Annotated in this window: 26 protein-coding genes and 2 pseudogenes; 17 read left to right on the top strand and 11 right to left on the bottom strand. The window is 69.5% G+C overall.

What is annotated here, in order from left to right; all coding sequences use genetic code 11:
- Positions 1-11 precede the first annotated feature (11 nt).
- The 5 genes from rutD to ACN2C7_RS15655 form a co-directional block, all read right to left on the bottom strand.
- Entirely contained in the window at positions 12-815 is an 804-nt protein-coding gene (gene rutD / locus ACN2C7_RS15675; protein WP_419318045.1) for a pyrimidine utilization protein D, read from the bottom strand.
- A 5-nt stretch (positions 816-820) separates the two neighbouring features.
- Complete coding sequence (gene rutC, locus ACN2C7_RS15670; RefSeq protein ID WP_419318043.1) at positions 821-1,210, bottom strand: pyrimidine utilization protein C; 390 nt, start codon at positions 1,208-1,210, stop codon at positions 821-823.
- A 160-nt stretch (positions 1,211-1,370) separates the two neighbouring features.
- Positions 1,371-2,111 (bottom strand): pyrimidine utilization protein B, encoded by a 741-nt coding sequence (gene rutB, locus ACN2C7_RS15665; RefSeq protein WP_419318041.1) that lies wholly within the window; start codon positions 2,109-2,111, stop codon positions 1,371-1,373.
- 146 nt (positions 2,112-2,257) lie between these two features.
- Positions 2,258-3,025 (bottom strand): SDR family oxidoreductase, encoded by a 768-nt coding sequence (locus ACN2C7_RS15660; protein WP_419318039.1) that lies wholly within the window; start codon positions 3,023-3,025, stop codon positions 2,258-2,260.
- Between the two features lie 81 nt (positions 3,026-3,106).
- Entirely contained in the window at positions 3,107-5,263 is a 2,157-nt protein-coding gene (locus ACN2C7_RS15655) for a PBP1A family penicillin-binding protein (RefSeq protein ID WP_419318037.1), read from the bottom strand.
- A gap of 54 nt (positions 5,264-5,317) precedes the next feature.
- Between ACN2C7_RS15655 and ACN2C7_RS15650 the strand changes: the two genes are divergently transcribed.
- The 3 genes from ACN2C7_RS15650 to ACN2C7_RS15640 all read left to right on the top strand — a co-directional run bounded on the left by ACN2C7_RS15650 (position 5,318) and on the right by ACN2C7_RS15640 (position 7,912).
- The gene (locus ACN2C7_RS15650) at positions 5,318-5,806 is read left to right on the top strand and encodes a YcgN family cysteine cluster protein (protein WP_419318035.1); all 489 of its coding nucleotides are present in this window, start codon (positions 5,318-5,320) and stop codon (positions 5,804-5,806) included.
- A 557-nt stretch (positions 5,807-6,363) separates the two neighbouring features.
- Positions 6,364-6,744, top strand: a complete 381-nt coding sequence (locus tag ACN2C7_RS15645; protein ID WP_419318033.1) for a hypothetical protein — start codon at positions 6,364-6,366, stop codon at positions 6,742-6,744.
- 52 nt (positions 6,745-6,796) lie between these two features.
- On the top strand, positions 6,797-7,912 hold the full coding sequence (locus tag ACN2C7_RS15640) for a DNA-packaging protein (protein ID WP_419318031.1): 1,116 nt from the start codon (positions 6,797-6,799) through the stop codon (positions 7,910-7,912).
- Between the two features lie 88 nt (positions 7,913-8,000).
- Here ACN2C7_RS15640 and ACN2C7_RS15635 read toward each other — a convergent pair whose 3' ends face one another.
- Positions 8,001-8,345: an endonuclease domain-containing protein gene (locus tag ACN2C7_RS15635; protein ID WP_419318029.1), complete on the bottom strand. Its 345-nt coding sequence runs from the start codon at positions 8,343-8,345 to the stop codon at positions 8,001-8,003.
- A gap of 170 nt (positions 8,346-8,515) precedes the next feature.
- On the opposite strand from ACN2C7_RS15635, the pseudogene ACN2C7_RS15630 reads away from it, so the two are divergent.
- The 3 genes and pseudogenes from ACN2C7_RS15630 to ACN2C7_RS15620 form a co-directional block, all read left to right on the top strand.
- A pseudogene (locus ACN2C7_RS15630) lies at positions 8,516-9,749 on the top strand (phage portal protein); the annotation flags it as partial.
- Positions 9,750-9,897: 148 nt separating this feature from the next.
- Entirely contained in the window at positions 9,898-10,143 is a 246-nt protein-coding gene (locus ACN2C7_RS15625; RefSeq protein WP_419318027.1) for a hypothetical protein, read from the top strand.
- Positions 10,140-10,574, top strand: coding sequence for an HK97 family phage prohead protease (locus ACN2C7_RS15620; RefSeq protein ID WP_419318025.1), 435 nt, complete (start codon positions 10,140-10,142; stop codon positions 10,572-10,574). Before ACN2C7_RS15625 ends, ACN2C7_RS15620 begins: the two co-directional genes overlap by 4 nt.
- Here the strand turns inward: ACN2C7_RS15620 and ACN2C7_RS15615 are convergent.
- Positions 10,531-10,908 (bottom strand): hypothetical protein, encoded by a 378-nt coding sequence (locus ACN2C7_RS15615; protein WP_419318024.1) that lies wholly within the window; start codon positions 10,906-10,908, stop codon positions 10,531-10,533. The two genes, ACN2C7_RS15620 and ACN2C7_RS15615, sit on opposite strands and share 44 nt — an antisense overlap.
- A gap of 54 nt (positions 10,909-10,962) precedes the next feature.
- On the bottom strand, positions 10,963-11,328 hold the full coding sequence (locus tag ACN2C7_RS15610) for a bleomycin resistance protein (protein ID WP_419318022.1): 366 nt from the start codon (positions 11,326-11,328) through the stop codon (positions 10,963-10,965).
- A gap of 192 nt (positions 11,329-11,520) precedes the next feature.
- Here ACN2C7_RS15610 and ACN2C7_RS15605 point away from each other — a divergent pair, with 192 nt between their 5' ends.
- From ACN2C7_RS15605 to ACN2C7_RS15590, 4 genes are all read left to right on the top strand, one after another.
- Positions 11,521-12,741, top strand: a complete 1,221-nt coding sequence (locus ACN2C7_RS15605; protein WP_419318020.1) for a phage major capsid protein — start codon at positions 11,521-11,523, stop codon at positions 12,739-12,741.
- Positions 12,742-12,881: 140 nt separating this feature from the next.
- Complete coding sequence (locus ACN2C7_RS15600) at positions 12,882-13,151, top strand: head-tail connector protein (protein WP_419318018.1); 270 nt, start codon at positions 12,882-12,884, stop codon at positions 13,149-13,151.
- On the top strand, positions 13,148-13,537 hold the full coding sequence (locus tag ACN2C7_RS15595; protein WP_419318016.1) for a DUF3168 domain-containing protein: 390 nt from the start codon (positions 13,148-13,150) through the stop codon (positions 13,535-13,537). Before ACN2C7_RS15600 ends, ACN2C7_RS15595 begins: the two co-directional genes overlap by 4 nt.
- Before the next feature lie 152 nt (positions 13,538-13,689).
- On the top strand, positions 13,690-14,106 hold the full coding sequence (locus ACN2C7_RS15590) for a phage major tail protein, TP901-1 family (protein WP_419252147.1): 417 nt from the start codon (positions 13,690-13,692) through the stop codon (positions 14,104-14,106).
- Positions 14,107-14,126: 20 nt separating this feature from the next.
- Here ACN2C7_RS15590 and ACN2C7_RS15585 read toward each other — a convergent pair.
- Positions 14,127-14,247 (bottom strand): annotated as a pseudogene (locus ACN2C7_RS15585) (hypothetical protein); the annotation flags it as partial.
- A gap of 28 nt (positions 14,248-14,275) precedes the next feature.
- On the opposite strand from ACN2C7_RS15585, the gene ACN2C7_RS15580 reads away from it, so the two are divergent.
- The 3 genes from ACN2C7_RS15580 to ACN2C7_RS15570 are packed head-to-tail and all read left to right on the top strand — an operon-like array spanning position 14,276 to position 15,236.
- Entirely contained in the window at positions 14,276-14,551 is a 276-nt protein-coding gene (locus ACN2C7_RS15580; RefSeq protein ID WP_419318014.1) for a GTA-gp10 family protein, read from the top strand.
- Positions 14,548-14,730 carry a phage tail assembly chaperone gene (locus ACN2C7_RS15575; protein WP_419318012.1) on the top strand — a complete coding sequence of 61 codons (183 nt, stop codon included), beginning with the start codon at positions 14,548-14,550 and terminating at the stop codon, positions 14,728-14,730. Before ACN2C7_RS15580 ends, ACN2C7_RS15575 begins: the two co-directional genes overlap by 4 nt.
- Positions 14,727-15,236 carry a phage tail tape measure C-terminal domain-containing protein gene (locus ACN2C7_RS15570; RefSeq protein WP_419318011.1) on the top strand — a complete coding sequence of 170 codons (510 nt, stop codon included), beginning with the start codon at positions 14,727-14,729 and terminating at the stop codon, positions 15,234-15,236. The genes ACN2C7_RS15575 and ACN2C7_RS15570 overlap by 4 nt, the downstream gene beginning before the upstream one ends.
- On the opposite strand, the gene ACN2C7_RS15565 is transcribed toward ACN2C7_RS15570, so the two are convergent.
- Positions 15,233-15,646, bottom strand: a complete 414-nt coding sequence (locus ACN2C7_RS15565; protein ID WP_419318009.1) for a DUF805 domain-containing protein — start codon at positions 15,644-15,646, stop codon at positions 15,233-15,235. The two genes, ACN2C7_RS15570 and ACN2C7_RS15565, sit on opposite strands and share 4 nt — an antisense overlap.
- 71 nt (positions 15,647-15,717) lie before the next feature.
- Complete coding sequence (locus ACN2C7_RS15560) at positions 15,718-16,176, bottom strand: DUF805 domain-containing protein (RefSeq protein WP_419318007.1); 459 nt, start codon at positions 16,174-16,176, stop codon at positions 15,718-15,720.
- 335 nt (positions 16,177-16,511) lie between these two features.
- Between ACN2C7_RS15560 and ACN2C7_RS15555 the strand changes: the two genes are divergently transcribed.
- The 4 genes from ACN2C7_RS15555 to ACN2C7_RS15540 all read left to right on the top strand — a co-directional run bounded on the left by ACN2C7_RS15555 (position 16,512) and on the right by ACN2C7_RS15540 (position 22,346).
- Positions 16,512-17,144, top strand: a complete 633-nt coding sequence (locus ACN2C7_RS15555) for a phage distal tail protein, Rcc01695 family (RefSeq protein ID WP_419318005.1) — start codon at positions 16,512-16,514, stop codon at positions 17,142-17,144.
- Positions 17,144-17,788, top strand: a complete 645-nt coding sequence (locus ACN2C7_RS15550; protein WP_419318003.1) for a baseplate hub protein — start codon at positions 17,144-17,146, stop codon at positions 17,786-17,788. The genes ACN2C7_RS15555 and ACN2C7_RS15550 overlap by 1 nt, the downstream gene beginning before the upstream one ends.
- A gap of 68 nt (positions 17,789-17,856) precedes the next feature.
- Positions 17,857-18,558, top strand: coding sequence for an NlpC/P60 family protein (locus tag ACN2C7_RS15545; RefSeq protein WP_419318002.1), 702 nt, complete (start codon positions 17,857-17,859; stop codon positions 18,556-18,558).
- Positions 18,546-22,346 (top strand): baseplate multidomain protein megatron, encoded by a 3,801-nt coding sequence (locus tag ACN2C7_RS15540; protein WP_419318000.1) that lies wholly within the window; start codon positions 18,546-18,548, stop codon positions 22,344-22,346. Before ACN2C7_RS15545 ends, ACN2C7_RS15540 begins: the two co-directional genes overlap by 13 nt.
- The last annotated feature ends 66 nt before the right edge of the window (positions 22,347-22,412 follow it).

The raw sequence follows: 22,412 nt of genomic DNA, 5'->3' as shown, positions 1-22,412 counted from the left end.
AAGAAAAGTGATCATTCGTCCCCCTCCAGAAAGCCCAGCAAGGCCGCATTGAACGTCTCCGGATCGGTCACCGTGAACCCGTGGCCGCCCCAGGGCGCGACCTCCAGCTGGCCGTTGGGCAGGCCCTCGGCCAGGCGCATGGAGCAGCCGACCGGAACCAGCATGTCATCGGCGCTGGCGCTGACCAGCACGGGGTGGAGGATCTCGCCCAGCCGGTCGTCGATGTTGAACGCCAGCAGGGCCTGGATGCGGGCCAGCACCACGTCCCGGGGCGGGAAGCTGGCGACGTGGTGCGGCTCCTCGGCCTGCAGCCGATCGTTATTCTCCGACAGCCAACTGGCCGGATAGAGGAAGATCGGCTGGGCGTGGACATAGGCCTGCACCCCGCTGTCGTTCAGCAGGTGGATGCGGGTATCGAAACAGCGCTGGATATGCGGATCGGGTCGCGACCAGCCGTTGACCACCACCAGTTTGGCGAGGCGATCAGGGTGCGACAGCGCCATCGCCAGCCCGGCATTGCCGCCGGCCGCGTGGCCCACGACATGGGCGCGGGCCAGGCCCAGGGCATCCATCACCTTGACGATGTCGTCGGCCATGGCCTGCACCGAGTGCGGCTGGGTCAGCTCCCGCACGCTGCGGCCCGTGCCCCGGTGGTCGTAGAGGACGACTGGATACTTCGCCGTCAGGGCCGCCATCTGCGGCGCCCAGAAGGCCCCGGAGCCGCCCAGGCCCGACGACAGGATCACCGCCGTGCGACCGGCCACGGGGCCGCCGTGCATTTCATAGTGCAGGCCGTCGACGGTTCCCGAGGTCATGCGGCTTAGCGCTTGCCGATGTGGGCGACGGTGGCGATCTCGACCAGGAAATCGGGCCGCACCAGGCCGCACTGGATGCAGTAGCGGGCCGGTTTCTCGCCGGGGAAGTACTCGGCATAGACCTTGTTGATGGTCTGGTAGTTGGCCCAGTCGGTCAGGAAGATGTGGTTCATGGTCACGTCCTCCATCGTGCCGCCGGCGGTTTCGATGACCGACTTGATGGTCTCCAGCACCTGCCGGGTCTGGGCCTCGGCGTCGCCGACATGGGCGACATTGTTGTCCTTGTCGAAGGCCAGGGTGCCCGAGACATAGACGACGCCGTCGGCCAGGGTTCCGGGCGAGAAGGGGGCGATGGGCGTGCCCGTGCCGGGCGGGATGATGACGGTCTTGGGCATTTTTCTTGTCCTCTAGCTCTCTAAACCCGCTCTTCCCGGCGAATGCCGGGACCCAGATTCATCCTGGGCCTTTGGGGTGTTCGCGCCTTGCGGCCTGTCCGTCGTTTCAAGCTCTCGTGGGTTCGATCTGGGCCCCGGCCTTCGCCGGGGAGAGCGGAGGTTATGCGGACGGCGCCAACTGTCCGAACGCCCCCTTGAAATCCGCCGTCGTCGAGACCCACCCGAAGAAGGTCTCGATATTGAACAGCGCCGCCTTCTGCACGAAGTCGGGGCCCGCCTGGTGGGTGGCGTCCTCCAGCACCGTGCCGAAATATTCCAGCATGAAGCCGTCCCTCAGGGTCGACTCCACGCACACATTGGTGGCGATGCCGACGAACACCAGATGCCGGATGCCGCGCGCCCGCAGCACGCTGTCCAGCTGGCTGTTGAAGAAGCCGCTATAGCGGGTCTTGTGCAGGCGGATGTCGCCGGGTTCGGGCGTCAGGGCGTCGACCAGCTCATAGTCCCACTGGCCGCGCGCCAGGAGCTTGCCCTGCAGTTCGGGCCGGGCGCGCATGGTCTTCAGGGCGTTGGATTTCCACCAGTTGGGCGAACCGGGACCGCCGGCTTCCACATACTGATCGTCCCAGCCGTTCTGGAAATAGATCACCTGCATGCCGGCCGCGCGGGCCACCGGCAGGACGCCCTGGATCTGCGTGATCACGGCCGCTGCGCCACTGATGTCGAACCCGGCCAGGTCCAGATAGCCGCCGGGCGAGGCATAGGCGTTCTGCATGTCGATGACGATCACGGCGGTGGTCCTGGGATCCACCGGGATCGGTTCGGGCCGGGCCGGCAGCATGATCGCGCCCTGCGAGAAGGCGGTGATCCGTGCGCCGGCCTTGTCGGGATCAGAAGCCATGCCATACCATTCTGAGGGCGCGAGGCGCGCGACGATCGGGCCGTCGATGACGACGACCCGCGCCCGGTTCGTCAAGCCCGTCCAGGGCCTTTAGCGGTCATGATGACCCGATCCGGTCGAAACCTGATCGAACCCCCGGCAGGGCGCTACAGCGACTGGCCGTCATCCACCGTGAACACCCCGCCGGTGATCGTCGCCGCCGCGTCCGAGCACAGGTGCAGGGCCATGGGGGCCAGGTCGCTTTCGGCCATCAGGCGCTTGCGCGGGAAGGACGCCACCAGCTTCTGGCCGCCTTCCTGGTCGAACCAGTCGCTGTTGAGCTCGGTGCGGATATAGCCCGGGCACAGGACGTTGACATTGATGCCCTTGCGGGCCCACTCGCGGGCCAGGCTCTTGCCCATCATCGCCGTGCCGGCCTTGGACGTGCAATAGGCCGTCAGGCCCGGCAACACCTTGTGCGCCCCGATCGAGGCGACCAGCAGCACCCGGCCGCGACCGCTGGCCGGAGAGCCAGCCTTGATCATCCGCCGGGCGCCCTCGCGGGCGGTCAGGAACATGCCGCGGGTATTGACCGCCAGCACCTTGTCGAAGTCGTCGATGGCGATATCGAGGGCCGAACCCTGCATGCTGATCCCGGCATTGGCGATCACGGAATCGACGACCCTCAACTCCGCCTCGACGGCGTCATAGGCGGCGATCACCGAGGCCTCGTCCTCGACATCCATGGCCACGGCCAGGGCCTGGCCGCCGGCCGCCTGGATCTGGTCGACCAGGTCCGCCAGACGGTCGGTGCGCCGAGCCGCCAGGGCCACCTTCGCGCCGGCCCGCGCAGCCGCCAGGGCCAGATGGGCGCCGATGCCCGATGAGGCGCCGGTCACCAGCACGGTGCGGCCGGCAAGGGTCTGGTCGGTCATGGTCTGGTCTCCCCAAGGTCAGCGGGGGAAGGTGGCGGCGGCAGGGCTGGATGTCGAGGGCGCCGTTGCGTCGGCCGGGCTCTAGTAAGGCAGATCCTCGGGTCCCGGCTGCGTCGGCTCGGCGGGCGGATTGGCCACCGCGTCCAGCTCCGCCGCGACCCGGCCAAACTCAGCCGCCAGGGTCTCGTAGTAGCCGTTGCGCGGGTCAGGCTCGCTCTCCGGGGCCGGATCGGGCAACAGCCACGGGAAGTCGCGCACGGCCAGGTTCTGGTGAGCGGTCATCATGAACCGCCGCCAGATGCTGGCCGGGATGTCGCCGCCGACCACCTTGTTCATCGGCTTGTCGTTGTCGTTGCCGACCCAGACGCCGGTCACATAGTCGGGGGTAAACCCCACGAACCAGGCGTCGCGCCAGTTCTGGCTGGTGCCGGTCTTGCCCGCCACCGGACGGCCGAAGGCGGCGCGCTTGGCAGTGCCTTCGCTGACGACCTTTTTCATCATCTTGACCATCATCGAGGCCCGGGCGAGGTCATAGACGGCCAGCGGCGCCGGCTGAGGCTGACGGGCGAAAACCGGAGCCCCGCCCTGGGTGACGATGCTCTCGATCACATAGGGCTCAAGCCGGTTGCCGCCCTGCTGGAACACCTGGAAAGCCGAGGTCAGCTGCAGCAGGCTGACCTCGTACGAGCCCAGCGCCACCGACAGATCGGGGCTGGGCGGCAGGGTGGTGATGCCAAAGCGCCGGACCAGTTCGCCGATCGCCGGCCCGCCGGCTTCCTGGCCCAGTTTCACGGCGATGGTGTTGGTGGAATTGACCAGGGCCTGTTCCACAGTCATCGGACCGCGATAGCCGCCGGCATAGTTTTCCGGCGCCCAGTCGCCGAACTTCACCGGGGCGTCGACGCGGATATCGGTCGGCAAAACCCCCTTGTCGAGGGCTGCGGCGTAGATGAACGGCTTGAAGGTGGAGCCCGGCTGGCGACGCGCCTGGACCGCCCGGTTGAAGGGGCTTTCGATATAGTCGGTGCCGCCCACCATGGCCCGCACGGCGCCGTCGGCGGACAGTGACAGCAGGGCCGCCTGTCCGGCCCCGGCCCGCTCGCCGTCAAAGGCGATGGCCTGGCGCACGGTCTCCGAACCCAGCTTCTGCAGCAGGGGGTCGATGGTCAGGCGAACCACCAGATCGGGCGCGTTCTGGCCGGCGATCCGCACGGCCTCGCTGGTGGCATAGTCCAGCACCCAGCCGTAATTGCCCTCGTCCTGCACGGCCAGGGGCGACAGGCGCGGAGTGTCATCAAGCGCCCGGCTTTCCTGCTCGGCGGTGATCCAGCCCTCCTTGCGCATATTGGCCAGCACCAGCCGCGAGCGGGCCAGGGCCCCGCTCATGTCGCGGGTCAGGGCCAGGCGCGACGGCGCCTTGGGCAGGGAGGCGAGCAGGGCGGCTTCGGACAGGGTCAGCTGGCTGGCGGGCTTGCCGAAATAGGTGCGGCTGGCCCCGTCGACGCCAAAGGTGTTGGCCCCGAAGAACACCCGGTTGAGGTACAGTTCCAGCACCTCGTCCTTGGTCAGCACCTTCTCCAGCTCGCGGGCCATGACCATTTCCTGCAGCTTGCGCTTGACCGTGCGGTCAGGCGTCAGGAACAGGCCCTTGGCCAGCTGCTGGCTGAGGGTGGAGGCGCCCTGGACGGTGCGGCCGGCCTTCCAGTTGACGAGCGCCGCCCGGCCGATGCCGCGCAGGTCGATCGGGCCGTGCTGGTAGAACCGGCGGTCCTCGGCGGCCATGAAGGCCAGGGGCACATAGTTGGGCACGGTGGCCAGGGTGATGCGCTGGCCATAGCGCGGACCGCGCGTGGCGATCACCTGGCCGTTCTTGTCCTCAAAGCGGATGCCCGGGGCGCGGTTGACGGCGAACAGCGCCTCGCGGGTCGGCAGCTTTGGCGTGTCGCGCAGATATTTCCACCACACATAGCCCGCCCCGCCGCCCACGGTCAGAACGCCCAGCAGCACCCCGACCAGCAGGGTCTTCCAGACCCAGCCAAAGCGCTTGGCTTTCTTGCTGGCTTTCCGATGGGCCAGATCGGCGCGGAAAGGTTCTTCGGGTGCGGGTTCAGGCGGCGGCTTGGGCGCGAACGGGTCTTCCGGCGGGGGAGGCGGAGGCGCGCCAAACGACACCTCCGGCTTCTGCGGCGGCTTGGAGCCTTCTTCGAAACGGTACGGGGGAAGCGTCCAGTCGTTCACGGTTTCGATACGGCCCTGTTTGGTCTCAGCCTAAATCCGGTTTAGGACGCGCGCATGATGGTGCGCAAACCTTTCTGGGAGACGAAGTCCCTCCAGCAGATGACCGTCCCCGAGTGGGAGAGTCTATGCGACGGCTGCGGTCTTTGCTGCCTGGTTCGCTTCGAAGACGAAGATTCCGGCGAGGTCATTCCCACCCGCGTGCACTGCCAGCTGTTCGACGAGCACAAATGCAGCTGCAAGGACTACGCAAACCGCCGCAAGACGGTGCCCGACTGCATCAAGCTGACCCCCTACAATATCGAGGAGCTGGAGTGGATGCCCCCCTCCTGCGCCTATCGCCGCCTGCACGAGGGCAAGACCCTGCCCGACTGGCATCCGCTGGTCACCGGTGACCCCGACAGCACCCACAAGCAGGGCATCTCGGTCCGCGACCAGACCGTCAGCGAGCTGTCGTTCGAGCACCCCGAGGACGCCATGGACTTCGTGGCCACCGACCTGATGGTCGATCGGGGGGATGAGTTCTACGAGCCGGACGAGGGGTAGGGTGCGGCTGATACTGGCCCCCTCCTGACCTGCTTCGCAGGTCGTCCTCCCCCGTAGGGGGAAGATGAGGTCGGCGCGTTTCATCTTCCCCCTCCGGGGGAAGACGGCTGCGAAGCAGCCCGTCGGGGGCAAGTCGGCCGCACTCGAAAGTTATCCACAGGCTCTCTTGCCTTTTAGATACCCCAGCTCATGGGCCGCATCTGGTGTGGGGCGAGTCCAATATACCTGTCCGTCATTCCCGCCCTTGTGGCGGGAACCCCTCTGTCCGCCGCAGGTGCGGGAGAGGCGAAGTGCGCGCGCACTTCGCTGGCGCTTCACGGTTCAGCTGAACCAGGGGTTCCCGCCACAAGGGCGGGAATGACGATCAGTTTGGCCCGACCACGGGGATAAGCTGCCCTCCATCCTCTGCGTTCAGCGAATCGAATCCAGCGAAATCAATGCTTTGAAACTTTCTCGCACCTCTGGATCAGAGGCGCCCGCTGGTCCCGTATCTTTGTGTCATGGCCCAAAGAAGCGAGAGAGTTCGGGAATGGGGCGAGATGCACCAGGACCGGCTCATGAAGGAAATGGACAGCGAGTGGGAGATCACCAGGGCTGCGACCGAGGTCCCAGTCGCCGTGCTGTCCAAGCGCAAGGCGGAGACCTACGGCGTGCACGCCCGCACGACGCGGTCGATCATGGTGATGATCCCTGAAGACAAGCCCGTCGCCCGAAAACCCCCAAAGCCGGAGCCTAAACCCGCGCCTGAAGAAGAGGCCCCGATGCATGACGATATTCCCGATGACCCGGCCGAACTTCAGGCCGCTCTTGTCGCCAAGATCAGCGGCGTTGCTGACCTTATCGAGCTCAAGCGCCGCGAGGGATGCGACCATCATCGAGGCTATCGCGACCCTGGACCACGAGGACAGGAAGGCGGTCCTCAGCGCCTGTCTGGCTAGGGCGTCGCCGCATCAGCAGCAGCCCGAACACACCGACTGGTCCGCGTGGCTGATGCTGGGCGGACGCGGCGCGGGCAAGACCTTCGCCGGCGCCCGCTGGATGGTCTGGCAGGCCCTGGCCTATCCCAGTCTGGCCCTGGTCGGCGCCACCCTGCACGATGTGCGCGAGGTGATGGTCGACGGACCCTCGGGTCTGCGGGCCATGAGCGGTCCGGCTTTTGCGCCCCGGTGGGAAACCTCCCGCAAGCGACTGATCTGGCCCAACGGCGCTGTCGCCTACGCCTTCTCGGCCGAAGACCCCGACAGCCTGCGCGGCCCGCAGTTCCACGCCGCCTGGGCCGACGAGTTCTGCGCCTGGCCCAAGCCGGCCCAGACCCTGGCCATGCTGCGGTTTGGCCTGCGGCTGGGCGAGGATCCCCGGCTGGTGGTCACCACCACGCCCCGGCCGATCCGGGCGCTGAAGACCCTGATGGCCGAGCCCGGCGTCGCGGTCACCCGGGCCGGCACGGCGGCCAATGCCGACAACCTGGCGCCGGCGTTCCTGTCCACCCTGGAGGCGCTCTATGGCGGCACCCGCCTGGCGGCCCAGGAGCTGGACGGCGTCATCGTCGAGGACGAGGGCGGCCTGTTTCGCGCCGAGGACCTGGCCCGCTGCCGGGGCGCCGCGCCGCCGGCCTTCGATCGGGTGGTGGTGGCGGTCGATCCGCCCGCCACGGCCACGGGTGACGCCTGTGGCATCGTGGTGGTGGGCAAGCGGGATGGCCGGGCCTTCGTGCTGGCCGACCGCTCGGCCAAGGGCCTGTCGCCCAATGGCTGGGCCCGACGGGCAGTGGCGGCGGCCCGCGAGTTCGGCGCTCACGCCCTGGTGGCCGAGGCCAATCAGGGCGGCGACATGGTCCGCGCGGTGCTGGTGCAGGCCGATCCGCCCTGCGCGGTGAAACTGGTCCGCGCCTCGCTGGGCAAACGCGCCCGCGCCGAACCGGTGGCGGCGCTCTACGAGCAGGGCCGCGTGCTTCACTGCGGCGCCTTTCCGGCGCTGGAGGAGGAGCTGATGGCGCTGGGGACGGGCGATCTGGGGCACAGTCCCGACCGGGCGGATGCGCTGGTCTGGGCGGTGAGTGAGTTGATGCTGGGCTACGCACAAAGGCCCCGGCTTCGCAGTCTTTAAGTCCTCCCCCTGAAGGGGGAGGCGGCCCGAATGGGCCGGAGGGGGAAGTGATCCCACGCCGGCCAACGCCCCCCTCCGTCGCCCCGGATCAGGTCCGGGGCGACCCCTCCGCTTCAGAGGGAGAACCTGGGCGCCAGGGCCAGATCGCCTCGCGGATGGTTCCAAGGACGTCGTCCACGGATCGGAGAACTTCGCTGGCCGGAATGCGCAGGGTGGTGACGCCGCGTTCGGCCAGCCGCTGATCGCGGATCTGGTCCCGTTCGGCATGATCTTCGGTTTCATGGACCCTGCCATCGACCTCTACGGCCAGTCGTTTTTCCGCGCAGTAGAAGTCCAGCACATAGGGACCGAAGGGATGCTGGCGGCGAAATTTCAGGCCGCCCAGCCGACCGCCGCGAAGCTCTGACCACAAAAGGATTTCGGGAAGCGCCATCTCGCGGCGGAGCGATCTGGCGCGGGCTATACGTGATTTCTCCGGTCTCTCCATAACCCCCTCCGTTTTTCGCAAGTCCTCCCCCTGAAGGGGGAGGTGTCGGCGCAGTCGACGGAGGGGGACGTGACTGCTGACTCAATGCGGTCTTCCCCCACCGGCCTCCGGCCGCCTCCCCCTTCAGGGGGAGGACTTGGAAGCGCGCAACCCTAACATGTTCACTATTCGTTCTTAACCGCGAGCACCCCCATGCCCCTGTTCCGAAAACCCCGCCCGCCCCAGTCCGAGCGAGAAGTCAAAGACTCCCGCGCCGCCCGCCTGATCGCCCTGACCACCGGCGGTCGCCCGCAGTGGACGCCGCGCGACTATGCGGCCCTGGCCAGCGAAGGCTTCGCCAAGAACCCCGTCGTCTATCGCTGTGTGCGGATGATCGCCGAGGCCGCCGCCGCCACGCCGCTGATCGTGTTCCACGGCGGCCAGCGCGCCCCCGACCACCCGCTGCAAAAGCTGCTGAAGACGCCCAATCCCGAACAAGGCGGCCCCGATCTGATGGAGGCGTTCTTCGGCAACCTGCAGACGGCCGGCAACGCCTATCTGGAAGCGGCCGGGGAGGGCGAGGCGCCGGGCGAGCTCTATGCCCTGCGTCCCGATCGCATGACCCTGGCGCCCGGCCCGCGCGGCTGGCCGCTGGCCTATGACTACCAGGCCGGCGGCCGCACGGTGCGCATCGGGCGCGACGCCGACGGCTGGCTGCCGTTGCTGCACCTGAAGCTGTTCAACCCCACCAGCGACCACTACGGCCTGTCGCCGCTGGAGGCGGCGGCCTTCGCCATCGATGTGCACAACGCCTCCAGCGCCTGGAACAAGGCGCTGCTGGATAACTCGGCTAGGCCGTCCGGCGCCCTGGTCTATTCCAACCGCGAGGCCGGCGACCGCCTCTCCGACGAGCAGTTCGACCGGCTGAAGGCCGAGCTGTCCTCGGTGCATTCGGGCGCCGCCAACGCCGGACGGCCGCTGCTGCTGGAAGGGGGCCTCGACTGGCGGGCCATGTCGCTGAGCCCGGCCGAGATGGACTTCACCGACGGCAAGCACGCCGCCGCCCGCGAGATCGCCCTGGCCTTTGGCGTGCCGCCCCAGCTGCTGGGCATTCCCGGCGACGCCACCTATGCCAACTATCGCGAGGCCAACGCCGCCCTCTGGCGCCACACGGTGGTGCCGCTGGTCGAGCGGGCGGCGCGGGCGATGACGGCCTGGCTGGCGGTCAAGTTCCCCGATGCCCGGATCGCGCCGGACCTCGACGCCGTGCCCGCCCTGTCCGCCGAACGTGACGCCCTGTGGGCCCGGCTCGACGCCGCCAGCTTCCTGACGCCGGAGGAGCGGAGAAGGCTGGCGGGGTTGGACGGCTGACTCAGCAGGGCCCCCTCCTGACCTGCTGCGCAGGTCGTCCTCCCCCTTTCAGGGGGAAGATGAGGTGGGCCCGTTTCATCTTCCCCCTCCGGGGGAAGACGGTCGCGAAGCGACCCGTAGGGGGCAAGTCCCCAAAAGGACCCAGAAAATGACCACCCCCAACCGCTGGCGGCTGGACCGCCAGATTTCGGTCGCCCTGATCGTGGCCGTGGCCCTGCAGGCCGCCGCCGCCCTGATGTGGGCCGGACGCGCCTCGGCCCGGATCGACGAGATGCACAAGCGCCTCGACACCCAGGCCCCCGTCGCCGAGCGCCTGGCCCGGCTGGAGGAACAGGCGACCGCCGCCCGCGCCGCGCTGGCCCGCATCGAATCCCGGCTGGAGCGCGACCGATGAGCGATGCGCTGAAGATCGAGGGTTACGCCTCGCTGTTCTGGACCCGCGACCTCAATGACGACGTCACCGCCGCCGGGGCCTTCGCCGAGAGCCTGGCCGCGAGCGGCGCGGCGGGCGTCAAGATGCTGCACCAGCATGACGACGCCGAGCCCGTCGGCGTCTGGGACGAGATCGTCGAGGACGCCAAGGGCCTGTTCGTCCGTGGGCGGATCCTGCGCGCGACGCCGCGCGGCAGGCTGGTCGCGGCCCTGGTCGAGGCCGGGGCGCTGGACGGCCTCTCCATCGGCTTTCGCCAGGTCAAGGCGCGGCAGGACGGCAGCCTGCGGGTGCTGAAGCGGGTGGAGCTGTGGGAGGTGTCGGTGGTGACGTTCCCGATGCTGCCGGGGGCTAGACTTCGACTGTCTGGAAGTCGCTCTCGGTCGGAGGCGTGAACTCCGCCGTCAACAGATCCAGATCGCCGTAGCCGTCTTCGAAGCTGTAAGCCTCGATCATCTCGGCGTACCCGCCACGGACGTAGAGCATGAACTCCAGCGGATACTGTTCAGGCCCGACCAGAGACCGGATGTGACCTACTGGGCCGGCGACATCTTTAGCCGGCGGGCCATCTCTGGGCACGTCAAACTCAGTGAAAAAACCTACGCCAGTGAAGTCTCGCTTGGCGACGACAGCGCTTTGAAGCTGCTCCAGCAGGGCTTTAGTGGCGTCGGGATATTGCCGGGCAATGGCTTCGGCGACGGCCAGCTCAAGAGCGGTGAGTTTCGACATGGTGGCTCACCCTAAGGCGGATCAATGCTCTGACCAAGGTTGCCCGGCGCCCGCCTAGTCTGGGTTCTGGATCAGTCTTAGCAGCGAGCCGTCCGGGTCGATCAGGGCGCCGATGCGCAGGCCGCTGGCTTCCAGCTTGGGCCGATGCAGGCGGGGCCGGCCCTTCGTGGTCTCGGGGAGGCCGGCGGCCACGCACGCCGCGTAGAAGCCGTCGACGTCATCGAGCCGCAGGCACGACCCGAACGAACTGCTGTCCGGATCGAGGTCCGGATACGGGAAGAATTCCAGCGTCAGCGATCCGCGCTCCAGGATCATCCAGCCATTGTCGCGCCAGCCCTGCTCGAACCCCAGCGCCGCATAGAAGCGGGCGGTGGTCTCGAAGTCGCGGGACGGCAGGTTGGGCGTGGCGTGGTCGGTCATGCGGCGAACGCTAGCAGAACTCCCTTCCCCCTTCGATGGGGGAAGGGCGGGGATGGGGGTGACAGCGCGTCAGGACGAGCCCGTCCGGCGCCGCCCCTCCGTCCCACCCCCGGAGTGACCGGCCACCGCCGCAGTCACCCCCATCCCAAACCCTTCCCCCATCAAGGGGGAAGGGCTTCTTCGGAGAACTCCATGAAAGAGACCAAACACGCCCCGGCCTCGCCGGGGGCGATGATGCATGAGGTGCTGGCCGCGTTCGAGGCCTTCAAGGCCGCCAACGATCAGCGCCTCTCGGCCATCGAGACCAAGCGGGCCGACGTGCTGCTGGAGGAGAAGGTCAGCCGCATCGACGAGGCCGTCTCCCGCGCCCAGGACCGCCTGGACCGCGTGCTGGCCGACAGCCGCAGACCCTCTCTTGGCGTTGATGCGCCGCTGGCGCATGTCGACGAGCGCAAGGCCGCCTTCGACCGCTATATCAAGACCGGCGAGACGCCCGCCCTGTTGCTGGAAGCCAAGGGCCTGTCGGCGGGCGTGGCCACGGCCGGCGGCTATGTGGCCCCGCCGGAGCTGGAGCGGTCGATCCTGCGTCGCCTGGCGGCGACCAGCCCGATGCGCGAAATCTGTCAGGTGCGCACCATCAGCGCCGGCACCTTCCGCAAGCCGGTGTCGCCCGCCGGCCTCGCCGCCGCCTGGGTGGCCGAAACCGCCGCCCGTCCCGAGACCACGGCGCCGACGCTCGACATCATCGATTTCCCGGCCGGCGAGCTCTATGCCAGCCCGGCCGCGACCCAGGCCCTGCTGGACGACGCCTATGTCAGCATTGACGAGTGGCTGGCCGAGGAGGTGCAGGACGCCTTCGCGGCGCAGGAGACCACGGCCTTCATCAGCGGTGACGGCGTCAACAAGCCCAAGGGCCTGCTGGCCTACACCGCCGCGCCGGACGCCTCCTACACCTGGGGCCAGATGGGCTATCTGGCCACCGGCGTCGCCGGCGCCTTCGCGGCCGCCAACCCCACCGACAAGCTGATCGACCTGATCTACGCGACCAGGACCCAGTACCGCCAGAACGGCCGCTTCGTGATGAACCGCCGCACGGTCAGCGTGGTGCGCAAGTTCAAGGACGCCCAGGGCAACTACATCTGGAACGCGGCCCTGCAGCCGGGCCAGTCGGCCAGCTTGCTCGGCTATCCGGTGACCGAGATCGAGGCCATGCCGGATGTCGCGGCGGGCAGCCTGTCGCTGGCCTTTGGCGACTTCGAGAAGGGCTATCTGATCACCGACCGCGCCGGCGTGCGCGTGCTGCGCGACCCCTATTCGGCCAAGCCGCACGTGCTGTTCTACACCACCAAGCGCGTCGGCGGCGGGGTGCAGAACTTTGACGCGGTCAAGCTGCTGAAGTTCGCGGTTTCTTAGACCCGATCACTTGCCCCCACCGGGCTGCTGCGCAGCCGTCCGCCCCCGGAGGGGGCGGATGATCTCATCTTCCCCCTCCGGGGGAAGACGATCGCGAAGCGATCCGTAGGGGGCAAGTCCCCCAATCCGAAAGCCCCAACATGCCCCAATCCCTAACCCTGGCCGAGGCCCGGGCGTTTCTGCGCGCGTCCGACGCCTCGGAGGACGCCACGATCAGCCTGCTGATCGACGCCGCCGAGGCCCGCGTGGCGGCGGCCACCGGCCTGACCCTGGCGCCCGCCAGTCCCGCGCCCCTGCGCCTGGCGATCCTGACCCTGGTCTCCCACGCCTATGTCCACCGCGAAACCGGCGAGCCCTCGCTGGCCATGGTCGAGCCGTGGCTGGCCCCTTATCGAAAGGCTCGCCTGTGAGCGATCAAGCCCTGGCCGACGGCCTCGTCGCCGCCCTCAAGGCCGCGCCGGCCATCACCGCCATCCTGGGCCAGCGGATCTATGCCCGCGCGCCCCGCGTGCCGACCTATCCCTGCCTGGCCGTCAGTCGCACCGAGAGCCGCATCGTCGAGGGCGAGGTGGTCGAGCACCTGCTGACCCTGACCTGCGTCTCGAAATTCGGTGGGCCGGAAGAGGCCCGGGCGGTGGTCGCCGCCGTCCGCGCCGTGATCCACGACGCCCGCCCGACCATCGCCGGCCGCCGGCTGGTCAATCTGCGCGTCGCCTATGCCGACGTCTTCCCCGCCGCCGAGCGCGAGCTGACCCTGGGCATCGTGCGCGTGCGGGCGGTGACTGAACCCCTCTAGCGAACCGACCACTCGCCCCCTCCTGACCGCTGCGCGGTCGTCCTCCCCTGGAGGGGGAAGACGAAGCGCGGCCCCCTCATCTTCCCCCTCAGGGGGAGGAGCGCGTCAGCGCGGAGGGGGCAAGTCCGAAACACCAACAACGGAGCCCACCCATGGCCGCTCAAGCCGGCAAGGATATCCTGCTGAAGATCAGCGACGGGGCGCCCACCCCGACCTTCGTCACCGTCGCGGGCCTGCGGGCCCGGACCATTAGTCTCAACGCCCGCAGCATCGACACCACCGACAGCGACAGCACCGGCCGCTGGCGTGAATTGCTGGCCGGGGCGGGCGTGCGATCCTGCGCTGTTTCGGGCGCGGGGGTGTTTCGCGACGCCGCGTCGGACGCCCAGGTGCGCCAGAGCTTCTTCGACCAGTCGGCCCGGACGTGGCGGCTGGTGATCCCCGACTTTGGCCAACTGGAAGGTCCGTTCCTGGTCGCGGCCCTGGACTATGCCGGCGACCACGACGGCGAGGCAGCGTTCGCGCTGTCGCTGGCGTCGGCGGGAGCGGTGACGTTCACGGCGATTTAGAGCGGCCGTTGAAGCCCAAAAAAGCTTGTCATCCCGGCCGGACCCCGGCGAAGGCCGGGGGGAGCGCCGGGACCCAGGGGCAACCGCGATGCGCCGGCCCCTGGGTCCCGGATAGCCTCTGCGAGGCTTCCGGGATGACAAGAATTTTGAACATTTGAAGGAGCGTGGAATGCCACCCCCAAACCCCGCCCGAGGCGAGGTCGCCATCACCCTGGCCGGAACCCCGCGCCGCCTGTGCCTGACCCTGGGCGCCCTGGCCCGCATCGAAGGCGCGCTGAACCTCACCGACTGGCGCGAGCTGCCGGGCCGGATGGAGACCCTGTCGGCCCGCGAACTCCTCGCCGTGCTGGCCGCCCTGATCGAGGGCGAGCCGGCTGACCTCTCCGCCGTGACGATTCCCGAGGCCGTCGCCGCCGTGGCCGCCACCCTGGCGGCGTCGGCATGACCAGCTGGCCCGAGGCCCTGCGGCTGGCCGTGCGGCTGAACATCGCGCCACAGGCCTTCTGGCGGCTGTCCCTGCGCGAATGGCGGATGCTGACCGCTGCGCCCGTCGCGCCGGTGCTGACCCGTCCGTGCCTGGACGCCCTGATCGCCCGCTTTCCCGACAAGGAGACCCCGCCATGAGCGGTTTCGACACCGACGGCCTCTCGTCCGTCCCCGCCCGCGCCGCCGAGGCGGCCGCCGCGCTGGAGGCCCTGAAGGCGCCGGCCCAGCGCGCCGCCTCGTCGATCGAGGAGGCCTTCGCGCGGGCGGGTTCCAGCCTGGCCAGGTCCCTGGCCAGCGCCGCCGCCGACGGCGAGATCTCGCTGGCCGAACTGGCGCGGGCGGTGATCGGCGCGGCGGGGGCGGCGATGAAGGGCGGTGGCTTGGCGCAGGCCGTGTCGGGCGCCTTCGCCGGAGCGCGAGCCGATGGCGGACCGGTTACGGCCGGCGGCGCCTATCTGGTCGGCGAGCGCGGGCCGGAGGTGTTTCGGCCCTCCGGCGCCGGCAGCGTCGAGCCGCTGGGCGGCGGCGGGGTCTCGGTGACGGTCAATGTGCAGGGCGGCGACGCATCGGGTCTGGCGCGGTCGGATGCCCAGCTGGCGCAGGCCTTGGCAAGAGCGGTGAGTCTGGGGGCGAGGGGGCTTTAGCTCCCGACAGATGCGGAGGCAGCGGTATCAAGCGTGGTCAAGCTTCGTCGCGAGCCGACATAGATGATGAAGGCCCAACTGGTGATCCCGATCAGCGCCATCCGAAGAGTCGGAGAAACCATTTCACCGTCAGCTACGCCGACAATGGCGTTGGCGATCGCCGAAAGAAGCCCGATCACGAATCCAGCTCCTATGTTGAACAGGCACCACCAGCCTGACATGCCGAAATCTCTGAGGCGACGCGACGCGATGATGAACCATGGCAATGCGCTGATGAGGCTGACCAGCCCTTGATCCTTCATCACCCGGCTAAGAGCGACGGTACCCAGCGTGATACCGATCATCCAGATCCAATACTCGCTCCGACCTGCACGTCCGGCTAGATAAAGCTTGAGATTTTCGAAGGTCATCAACACTCGCCCCGTGATTGCGCGGCTATTGCTGCACGTGTCACAGGGCGAGGCAAGTCTATCGATGCCCCCTAAATCGCCACCGCCGTCGTCGGCGCCAGGCCGTACTTGTTCTCGCCGGCTTGGCCGGTGCTGAAGCCGACCCACAGGGTGAAGGCCAGCCACACCGCGAAGGCGACGAACAGCGAGATGAAGAAGCCGCCCAGGGCGGCGATCGCCGCCAGGTCGGGCTCGCCGTTGCCGATGGCCGCCAGGGCCGCCGAGACGCCGATCGAGATGGCCGAACCGAACACCAGGACCGGACCGAACACCCAGGGCAGAACCTGCCACCAGCCGGTCTGACCCATGTCGTGCAGGCGCTTGGTGTGGATGCAGATCGAGCACCAGATCGAGGCCAGCGACAGCGCCCAACCGAAGAACGGCACCCAGCCGGCCACGACGTTCGCGCCCAGCAGGCAGAGCCAGCCGATCCAGAACGCCTGACGGCCGATACGGCCTTCAGCCGAGAAAAACAGGTTCTTCCAGTCCATGACGGTCTCCAGTTCTTGACCTCATACGTAGGGGTTGGGGGGCCGCGCAAGAAGTGAAAAGCGGGTCATGACGCAGACTTAATCGCCATTTGCCCGACCGCGCCTTCGGCGCTCCTCCCGCGCAGACCAGGGAAAACGCCTGCACAAAGGCTGTCATCCCGGACAAGTCCGGCGATAGCCGGGCGCAGATCCGGGACCGCCGGAAGCGCAGAGCTCAGGCGTCGGTCCCGGATCTTCGCGCTGCGCGCTCGTCCGGGATGACAACCGTCTTTGGCCTTGAGCCCCGTCCGCGGCGCTGGCCCCACCCATCCACATCCCAAACCACAGGAGCCGCCATGAGCGCCTTCCACGATATCCGCCTGCCCGCGCGGCTGGCGTTCGGCTGCACGGGCGGCGTCGAGCGGCGCACCGAGGTGGTGACCCTTGCCTCGGGCCACGAGCGCCGCTCCAGCCCGTGGGCCCAGGGGCGCCGCCGCTATCTGATCGCCACCGCCGTCCGGCCGCTGGACGAGGCGGCCCAGCTGGTCGCCTTCTTCGAGGCGCGGCGCGGACGGCTGCATGGGTTCCGCTTCCGTGACCCGACTGACTTCAAGTCATGCGTCCCCTCGGCCCAGCCGGCGGCGACCGACCAGGCCATCGGGACCGGCGACGGGACGCGCAAGACCTTCCAGCTGGTCAAGGCCTATGGCAGCGCGCCCGAGGTCGCGACGCGCACGATCGCCAAACCGGTGGCCGGCACGGTGAAGGTCGCGGTCGCCGGCGTCGCCCTGGCCCCGGCCGCCTTCGCAGTCGACCTGGCCACAGGCCTTGTGACCCTGGTTGCCGCCCCCGCCGCCGGCGCGGCCGTGCGGGCGGGTTTCGAGTTCGACACCCCGGTGCGTTTCGACATCGACCGGCTGGACCTGCAGATGGAAGGCTTCGCCGCCGCGCGGATCACCGCCTGTCCGCTGGTCGAGGTGCGGGCCTGATGCGCGCGGTTCCCGCCGAACTGGCCGCGCGCCTGGAAGAGGGCGCGGCCAGCCTGTGCCACGCCTGGATCCTGACCCGCGGCGACGGCGTGGTGCTGGGCTTCACCGATCATGACCGCGATCTGCTGGTCGAGGGCGTGACCTGTCGCGCCGCCACCGGCTGGACCGCCGGCGCCCACGAGACCGCCGCCGGTTTCGCGCCGGGCCTCTCGGCCGCGCTGGGCGCGCTGGATGACGGGGCGGTCACGGCGCCGGATATCGAGGCGGGGCTCTATGACGGCGCGTCGGTGGCCTGCCTGCGCGTGGACTGGAGCCGCCCCGACCTGCTGGTGCGCCTGTGGACCGCGCGCATCGCCAGGATCCGCCGCGAGGGCGAGGCCTTCACCGCCGAACTGGAAGGTCCGCTGGCCGCCCTCGACCGGGTGGCGGGGCGCACCTTCGGCCGGCTGTGCGACGCGGTGTTGGGCGACGGACGCTGCGGGGTGTCGGCGACGCCGGGCGTCAGCTGCGACAAGCGCTGGCGGACCTGCGTCGACAGCTTCGCCAATGGCGTCAATTTCCGGGGCTTTCCGGCCATGCCGGGCGAGGACTTCCTGACGCTGTATCCGTCCGAGGGCGAGCGGCATGACGGGGGGAAGAGGTGAGGGGCGCTGTTCCAAGTCCTCCCCCTAGCGGGGGAGGTGTCGGCCCGTTCGGGCCGACGGAGGGGGAAGTGCTGCTGACTCATTGCGGTCTTCCCCCGCCGGCCCCCGATCAAGTCGGGGACCGCCTCCCCCTTCAGGGGGAGGACTTTATCCTCACCATCGCCCGCCAGTGGCTGGGCACGCCCTACCGCCATCAGGCCAGCCTGCGCGGCGTCGGCTGCGACTGCCTGGGCCTGGTCCGGGGTGTCTGGCGCGCCCTGCATGGCGCTGAGCCTGAAAGCCCGCCGCCCTACCGGCCTGACTGGGCCGAGCTGGGCAGCTGCGAGATCCTGCTGGAGGCGCTGAGCCGCTGGCTGGTCCCGCTGCGTCCCGCCGACGCCCGCCCCGGCGACGTGCTGGTCTTCCGCATGGAGCCCGGCGCGATGGCCAAGCACTGCGCGATCCTGTCCGCTGAAGACCGCATGATCCACGCCTACTGGGGCCGCGCCTGCGTCGAGAGCTGGCTCGGGCGGTGGTGGCGCGAGCGGCTGGTGGCGGTGTTTCGGTTTCCGCAGCCACCGCCAAAAATCCCGCTCTCCCCGGCGAAGGCCGGGGCCCAGATCGAACCCAGAGCGATTGAGATTTTGGCTCCGTTCGAAGGCGCTTCATCCCCAGCCGCTCTGGATGAATCTGGGTCCCGGCGTTGGCTTCGCCGCCCTTCGGGTCGCCGGGAAGAGCGGATCGAAATATCAATTCCAAAGAACTCGGAGCCCCCTAGATGGCCCAGGTGATCCTCTCCTCCGTCGGCGCGGCCCTGGGCGGTCCCGTCGGCGGTTTCGTCGGCGCGATGCTGGGCCGGGCGGTCGACAATGCGGTGCTCGGCGCCCTGTCGCCGGCTCGCCAGTTGGGGCCGCGCATCCCCGAACTGCGCGTTACCGGCGCCGCCGAGGGCGCGGCGATCCCGTGCGTGTTCGGACGCGGCCGGGTAGGCGGCCATGTGATCTGGGCCGCCCGTTTCCGCGAGCGCCGGATCGAGGGCCGCGTCGGTGGGAGCAAGGGCCAGAAGACGGCCGCCTATGCCTACAGCCTGTCATTCGCCGTGGCGGTGGGCGAGGGACCCATCGACGGGATCGGCCGGGTCTGGGCGGACGGTAAGGTGATGGACATGGCCGGCGTGACGATGCGCCTGCATCGCGGAACCGAGGACCAGGCGCCCGATCCGCTGATCGAGGCCGTCGAAGGCGCCGCGCCGCCCTATCGGGGGCTGGCCTATGTGGTGTTTGAGGACCTGCCGCTGGAGGCGTTCGGCAATCGCCCGCCGCAGCTGTCGTTCGAGGTGTTCCGCCGGCCAGGGTCGGCCACGGGGCTGGAGGCGCGGCTGAAGGGGGTGTGCCTGATCCCCGGGGCGGGCGAGTTCGTCTACGCCACCGACGCCGTGCTGCGCCGCGACGGCATCACCCGCACCACGGCCGAGAACGTCAACAACGCCGAAGGACGCCCGGATCTGGCCGTGTCGCTGGACCAGCTGCAGGCCCAGCTGCCGCAGGTGGATCACGTGACCCTGGTGGTCTCGTGGTTCGGGACCGACCTGCGCTGCGGGTCGTGCCAAATCAAGCCGGGCGTCGATCAGGCGTTCAAGGCGACCATCCCTTACGACTGGCGCGCGGGCGGCGTGGATCGCGGCGACGCCCACGTCATCTCGATTCACGACGGCGGCCCGGCCTATGGCGGCACGCCGTCGGACCGCTCGGTGCTGCAGGCCATCGCCGAGCTGAAGCGGCGCGGGCTGAAGGTGACGCTCTATCCATTCGTGCTGATGGATGTGCCGGAGGGATCAAGCCTGCCGGATCCCTATGGCGGCGCGGGGCAGGGCGCCTATCCGTGGCGCGGGCGGATCACCTGCCATCCCGCGCCGGGGCAGGCGGGCTCACCCGATGGCGGGGCGACGGCGGCGTCGCAGGTCGCGGCCTTCTTTGGCGGGGCGACGCCGGCACAGGTGGGCGAGAGCGACGGCCTGCCCAGCTTCTCGGGCAGCGGCTGGGGCTTCCGGCGGATGATCCTGCACTATGCGCGGCTGGCTCAGCTGGCCGGCGGCGTGGACGGCTTCCTGATCGGCTCGGAGCTGCGCGGTCTGACCACGGTGCGCGGGGCGGGCGGGAGCTATCCGGCGGTGAGTGCCCTCGGGACGCTCGCGGCCGATGTGCGCGGCATGGTCGGGGCAGGGACCAAGATCGGCTACGCCGCCGACTGGAGCGAGTATTTCGGCCATCAGCCGGGCGGCGGCCACGCGGTGTTCCATCTCGATCCGCTGTGGGCCGACCCGGCCATCGATTTCGTGGGCGTCGACTTCTATCCGCCGGTCACCGACTGGCGGAACGGCGAGGATCATCTGGATGCGGCGGCCGGCTTCGAGGGACCGCACGACCCCGCCTATCTGCGCGCCCGCCTGACCGGCGGCGAGGGCTTTGACTGGTACTATGCCAGCCAGACCGACCGCGACGCCCAGATCCGCACCGCCATCACCGACGGCGCCCATGGCGAAGCGTGGATGTTCCGGCCCAAGGATCTGAAGAGCTGGTGGTCACAACCTCATCATGATCGGCCCGCCGGGGTGCGCTCGGCCACGCCCACGGCCTGGGTTCCGCGCTCCAAGCCGATCCGCCTGACCGAGTTCGGCTGTCCCGCCGTCGACAAGGGCGCCAATTCGCCCAACCTGTTCGTCGATCCCAAGAGCGCCGAGAGTCATCTGCCGCCCTATTCGACCGGCGCGCGCGACGAATTTGGCCAGCGCCGAATGCTGGAGGCGGTGCTGGACTGGATCGCCGACCCGGCCGCCAATCCGCTCTCGCCCAGCTATGGCGGGCCGATGATCGAGGCGGCCAGCGCCTGGTGCTGGGACGCCCGGCCATTCCCCGATTTTCCGGCCCGCGCCAAGGTCTGGAGCGATGGCCCCAACTGGCCGCTGGGCCACTGGCTGAACGGCCGCGCCGGCGTGGCGCCGCTGGCCGAGCTGGTCGCTGCCCTGGGCGCGCGGGCCGATGTCACGCTCGATCCGGGCGAGGCCAGTGGGGCGGTGGTCGGCTATGTGGTCGATCGGCCCATGCGGCTGCGCGACGCCCTGGCGCCCCTCACCGCCGCCTTCGGCCTCGACGCCGTCGAGCGGGGCGGGGAGGCGCGGCTGATCGCGCACAGCGGCCTGGCCAATGCCGCGCTCGACGAGGCCGATCTGGCCTGGCCCGAGGATCGCCCCGCCGCCTCAACCGCCACCCGCGCGCTGGTCGATCCCGCCCAGGCCCTGCGCCTGCGCTTCATCGACGCCGGCCGAGACTATCAGACCGGCGCCCTGATCGTCCGCCGCGAGGACGGGCAGGGGACGGCCGACGCCGACGCGCCGATCGTCATGGCGCCCGCCGAGGCGGAACTGGCCGGGCGGCGGATGCTGAACGGCTCGGCGTCGGCGCGACGCGAGACCGTCGTCCACCTCTCGCCCCTGACCGCCCTGCGGCTGGAAGCCGGCGACCGTGTGACCTTCGCCGGCGAGATCTGGCGCGTGGCGCGGGTGGATCTGGACGAGCACCCGCGCGCGACGCTGGCGCCGGTTCCCGTCGGGTCCGAGCTCGACGGCCGCATCGACTGGATCCCAGCCCCGCCGCGCGAGCCCGTGGGTCCGCCGGCGCTGTGGGTGCTCGACCTGCCGGCCAGCAGCGACGACGCCCGGCCGATGGTCGCCGCCGCCGCCGAGCCCTGGCGGCCGTTCGACATCCATGCCGGCGGTGATCTCGACACCCTGAAGGTCCGCGCCCGCATCTCTGCGCCCGCCACCCTGGGCGAGACCATGACCGACCTGCCGCCCGCCTCGCCGCATCGGCTGGACCGCGCCAGCCGCCTGACCGTGCGCCTAGAGGGCGCGACCCCGGCCAGCCGCACGCTGGCCGCCGTGCTGGCGGGCGACAACGCCTTGGCGGTGCTGGCCCCCTCGGGCGCGTGGGAGGTGATCGGTTTCACCACGGCGCAGATCGTCGCCGAAGATGTCTGGACCCTGTCGGGCCTGCTGCGCGGCCAGCGCGACGGCGCCGCGAGTGAAGTGACGATCCCGGCCGGCGCGCCGGTGGTTCTGCTGGACGAGGCGGTGGTCCGGCTGGAGGTCGCGCCGTTCGAACGTGGGGCGCCGCTGATGGTGCGCGCCGCGCCGGCCGGCGGTCCGCCCTCGGGGCCGGCGATGAGCCATGTCAGCCTGACCTGGCGCGGCCGGGCCCTGCGTCCGCTGGCCCCGGCGCATCTGCGTGTGCGCGTCTCGGGCGGCGACCGCCTGGTCAGCTGGATCCGTCGCGACCGGCTGGGCGGCGATGTCTGGGAGGGCGAGGTCCCGCTCAGCGAAGCCGTCGAGGCCTGGCGCCTGCGGGTGCTGAACGGCGCGATCGTGGTCCGCGAGGCGGAATTGACCGCGCCGGCCTTCATCCACACGGCCGCCATGAGGGTCGCCGATCTGGCCGCAGGATCGGCCGGCGGGCTGACCGTCGAGGTGGTTCAGGGCTCGGCCAGCCTCGGCTGGGGCGCGCCGACGACAAGGTTGCTGTGATAATAATGCAACATTGCGCTTGTGCGCCGCCGCGAAAGGCCTAAGTGAGGGCAGACTGATCCAATC

It is taken from the genome of Caulobacter sp. ErkDOM-E, from assembly GCF_048541895.1.
In the GTDB taxonomy this organism is placed as follows: domain Bacteria; phylum Pseudomonadota; class Alphaproteobacteria; order Caulobacterales; family Caulobacteraceae; genus Caulobacter.
This window is presented reverse-complemented; position numbering and strand designations above follow the sequence as displayed.

Excerpts from the sequence above, each read along its gene's own strand:
- rutC (WP_419318043.1), bottom strand. The coding sequence starts at position 1,210 with ATGCCCAAGACCGTCATCATCCCGCCCGGCACGGGCACGCCCATCGCC.
- ACN2C7_RS15650 (WP_419318035.1), top strand. The coding sequence starts at position 5,318 with ATGATGGTGCGCAAACCTTTCTGGGAGACGAAGTCCCTCCAGCAGATG.
- rutB (WP_419318041.1), bottom strand. The coding sequence starts at position 2,111 with ATGGCTTCTGATCCCGACAAGGCCGGCGCACGGATCACCGCCTTCTCG.
- ACN2C7_RS15565 (WP_419318009.1), bottom strand. The coding sequence starts at position 15,646 with ATGACCTTCGAAAATCTCAAGCTTTATCTAGCCGGACGTGCAGGTCGG.
- ACN2C7_RS15590 (WP_419252147.1), top strand. The coding sequence starts at position 13,690 with ATGGCCGCTCAAGCCGGCAAGGATATCCTGCTGAAGATCAGCGACGGG.
- ACN2C7_RS15640 (WP_419318031.1), top strand. The coding sequence starts at position 6,797 with ATGCTGGGCGGACGCGGCGCGGGCAAGACCTTCGCCGGCGCCCGCTGG.
- ACN2C7_RS15550 (WP_419318003.1), top strand. The coding sequence starts at position 17,144 with ATGCGCGCGGTTCCCGCCGAACTGGCCGCGCGCCTGGAAGAGGGCGCG.
- ACN2C7_RS15540 (WP_419318000.1), top strand. The coding sequence starts at position 18,546 with ATGGCCCAGGTGATCCTCTCCTCCGTCGGCGCGGCCCTGGGCGGTCCC.
- ACN2C7_RS15620 (WP_419318025.1), top strand. The coding sequence starts at position 10,140 with ATGAGCGATGCGCTGAAGATCGAGGGTTACGCCTCGCTGTTCTGGACC.
- ACN2C7_RS15580 (WP_419318014.1), top strand. The coding sequence starts at position 14,276 with ATGCCACCCCCAAACCCCGCCCGAGGCGAGGTCGCCATCACCCTGGCC.
- ACN2C7_RS15605 (WP_419318020.1), top strand. The coding sequence starts at position 11,521 with ATGAAAGAGACCAAACACGCCCCGGCCTCGCCGGGGGCGATGATGCAT.
- ACN2C7_RS15615 (WP_419318024.1), bottom strand. The coding sequence starts at position 10,908 with ATGTCGAAACTCACCGCTCTTGAGCTGGCCGTCGCCGAAGCCATTGCC.
- ACN2C7_RS15625 (WP_419318027.1), top strand. The coding sequence starts at position 9,898 with ATGACCACCCCCAACCGCTGGCGGCTGGACCGCCAGATTTCGGTCGCC.
- ACN2C7_RS15600 (WP_419318018.1), top strand. The coding sequence starts at position 12,882 with ATGCCCCAATCCCTAACCCTGGCCGAGGCCCGGGCGTTTCTGCGCGCG.
- ACN2C7_RS15570 (WP_419318011.1), top strand. The coding sequence starts at position 14,727 with ATGAGCGGTTTCGACACCGACGGCCTCTCGTCCGTCCCCGCCCGCGCC.
- ACN2C7_RS15660 (WP_419318039.1), bottom strand. The coding sequence starts at position 3,025 with ATGACCGACCAGACCCTTGCCGGCCGCACCGTGCTGGTGACCGGCGCC.
- rutD (WP_419318045.1), bottom strand. The coding sequence starts at position 815 with ATGACCTCGGGAACCGTCGACGGCCTGCACTATGAAATGCACGGCGGC.
- ACN2C7_RS15645 (WP_419318033.1), top strand. The coding sequence starts at position 6,364 with ATGAAGGAAATGGACAGCGAGTGGGAGATCACCAGGGCTGCGACCGAG.
- ACN2C7_RS15555 (WP_419318005.1), top strand. The coding sequence starts at position 16,512 with ATGAGCGCCTTCCACGATATCCGCCTGCCCGCGCGGCTGGCGTTCGGC.
- ACN2C7_RS15560 (WP_419318007.1), bottom strand. The coding sequence starts at position 16,176 with ATGGACTGGAAGAACCTGTTTTTCTCGGCTGAAGGCCGTATCGGCCGT.
- ACN2C7_RS15635 (WP_419318029.1), bottom strand. The coding sequence starts at position 8,345 with ATGGCGCTTCCCGAAATCCTTTTGTGGTCAGAGCTTCGCGGCGGTCGG.
- ACN2C7_RS15610 (WP_419318022.1), bottom strand. The coding sequence starts at position 11,328 with ATGACCGACCACGCCACGCCCAACCTGCCGTCCCGCGACTTCGAGACC.
- ACN2C7_RS15575 (WP_419318012.1), top strand. The coding sequence starts at position 14,548 with ATGACCAGCTGGCCCGAGGCCCTGCGGCTGGCCGTGCGGCTGAACATC.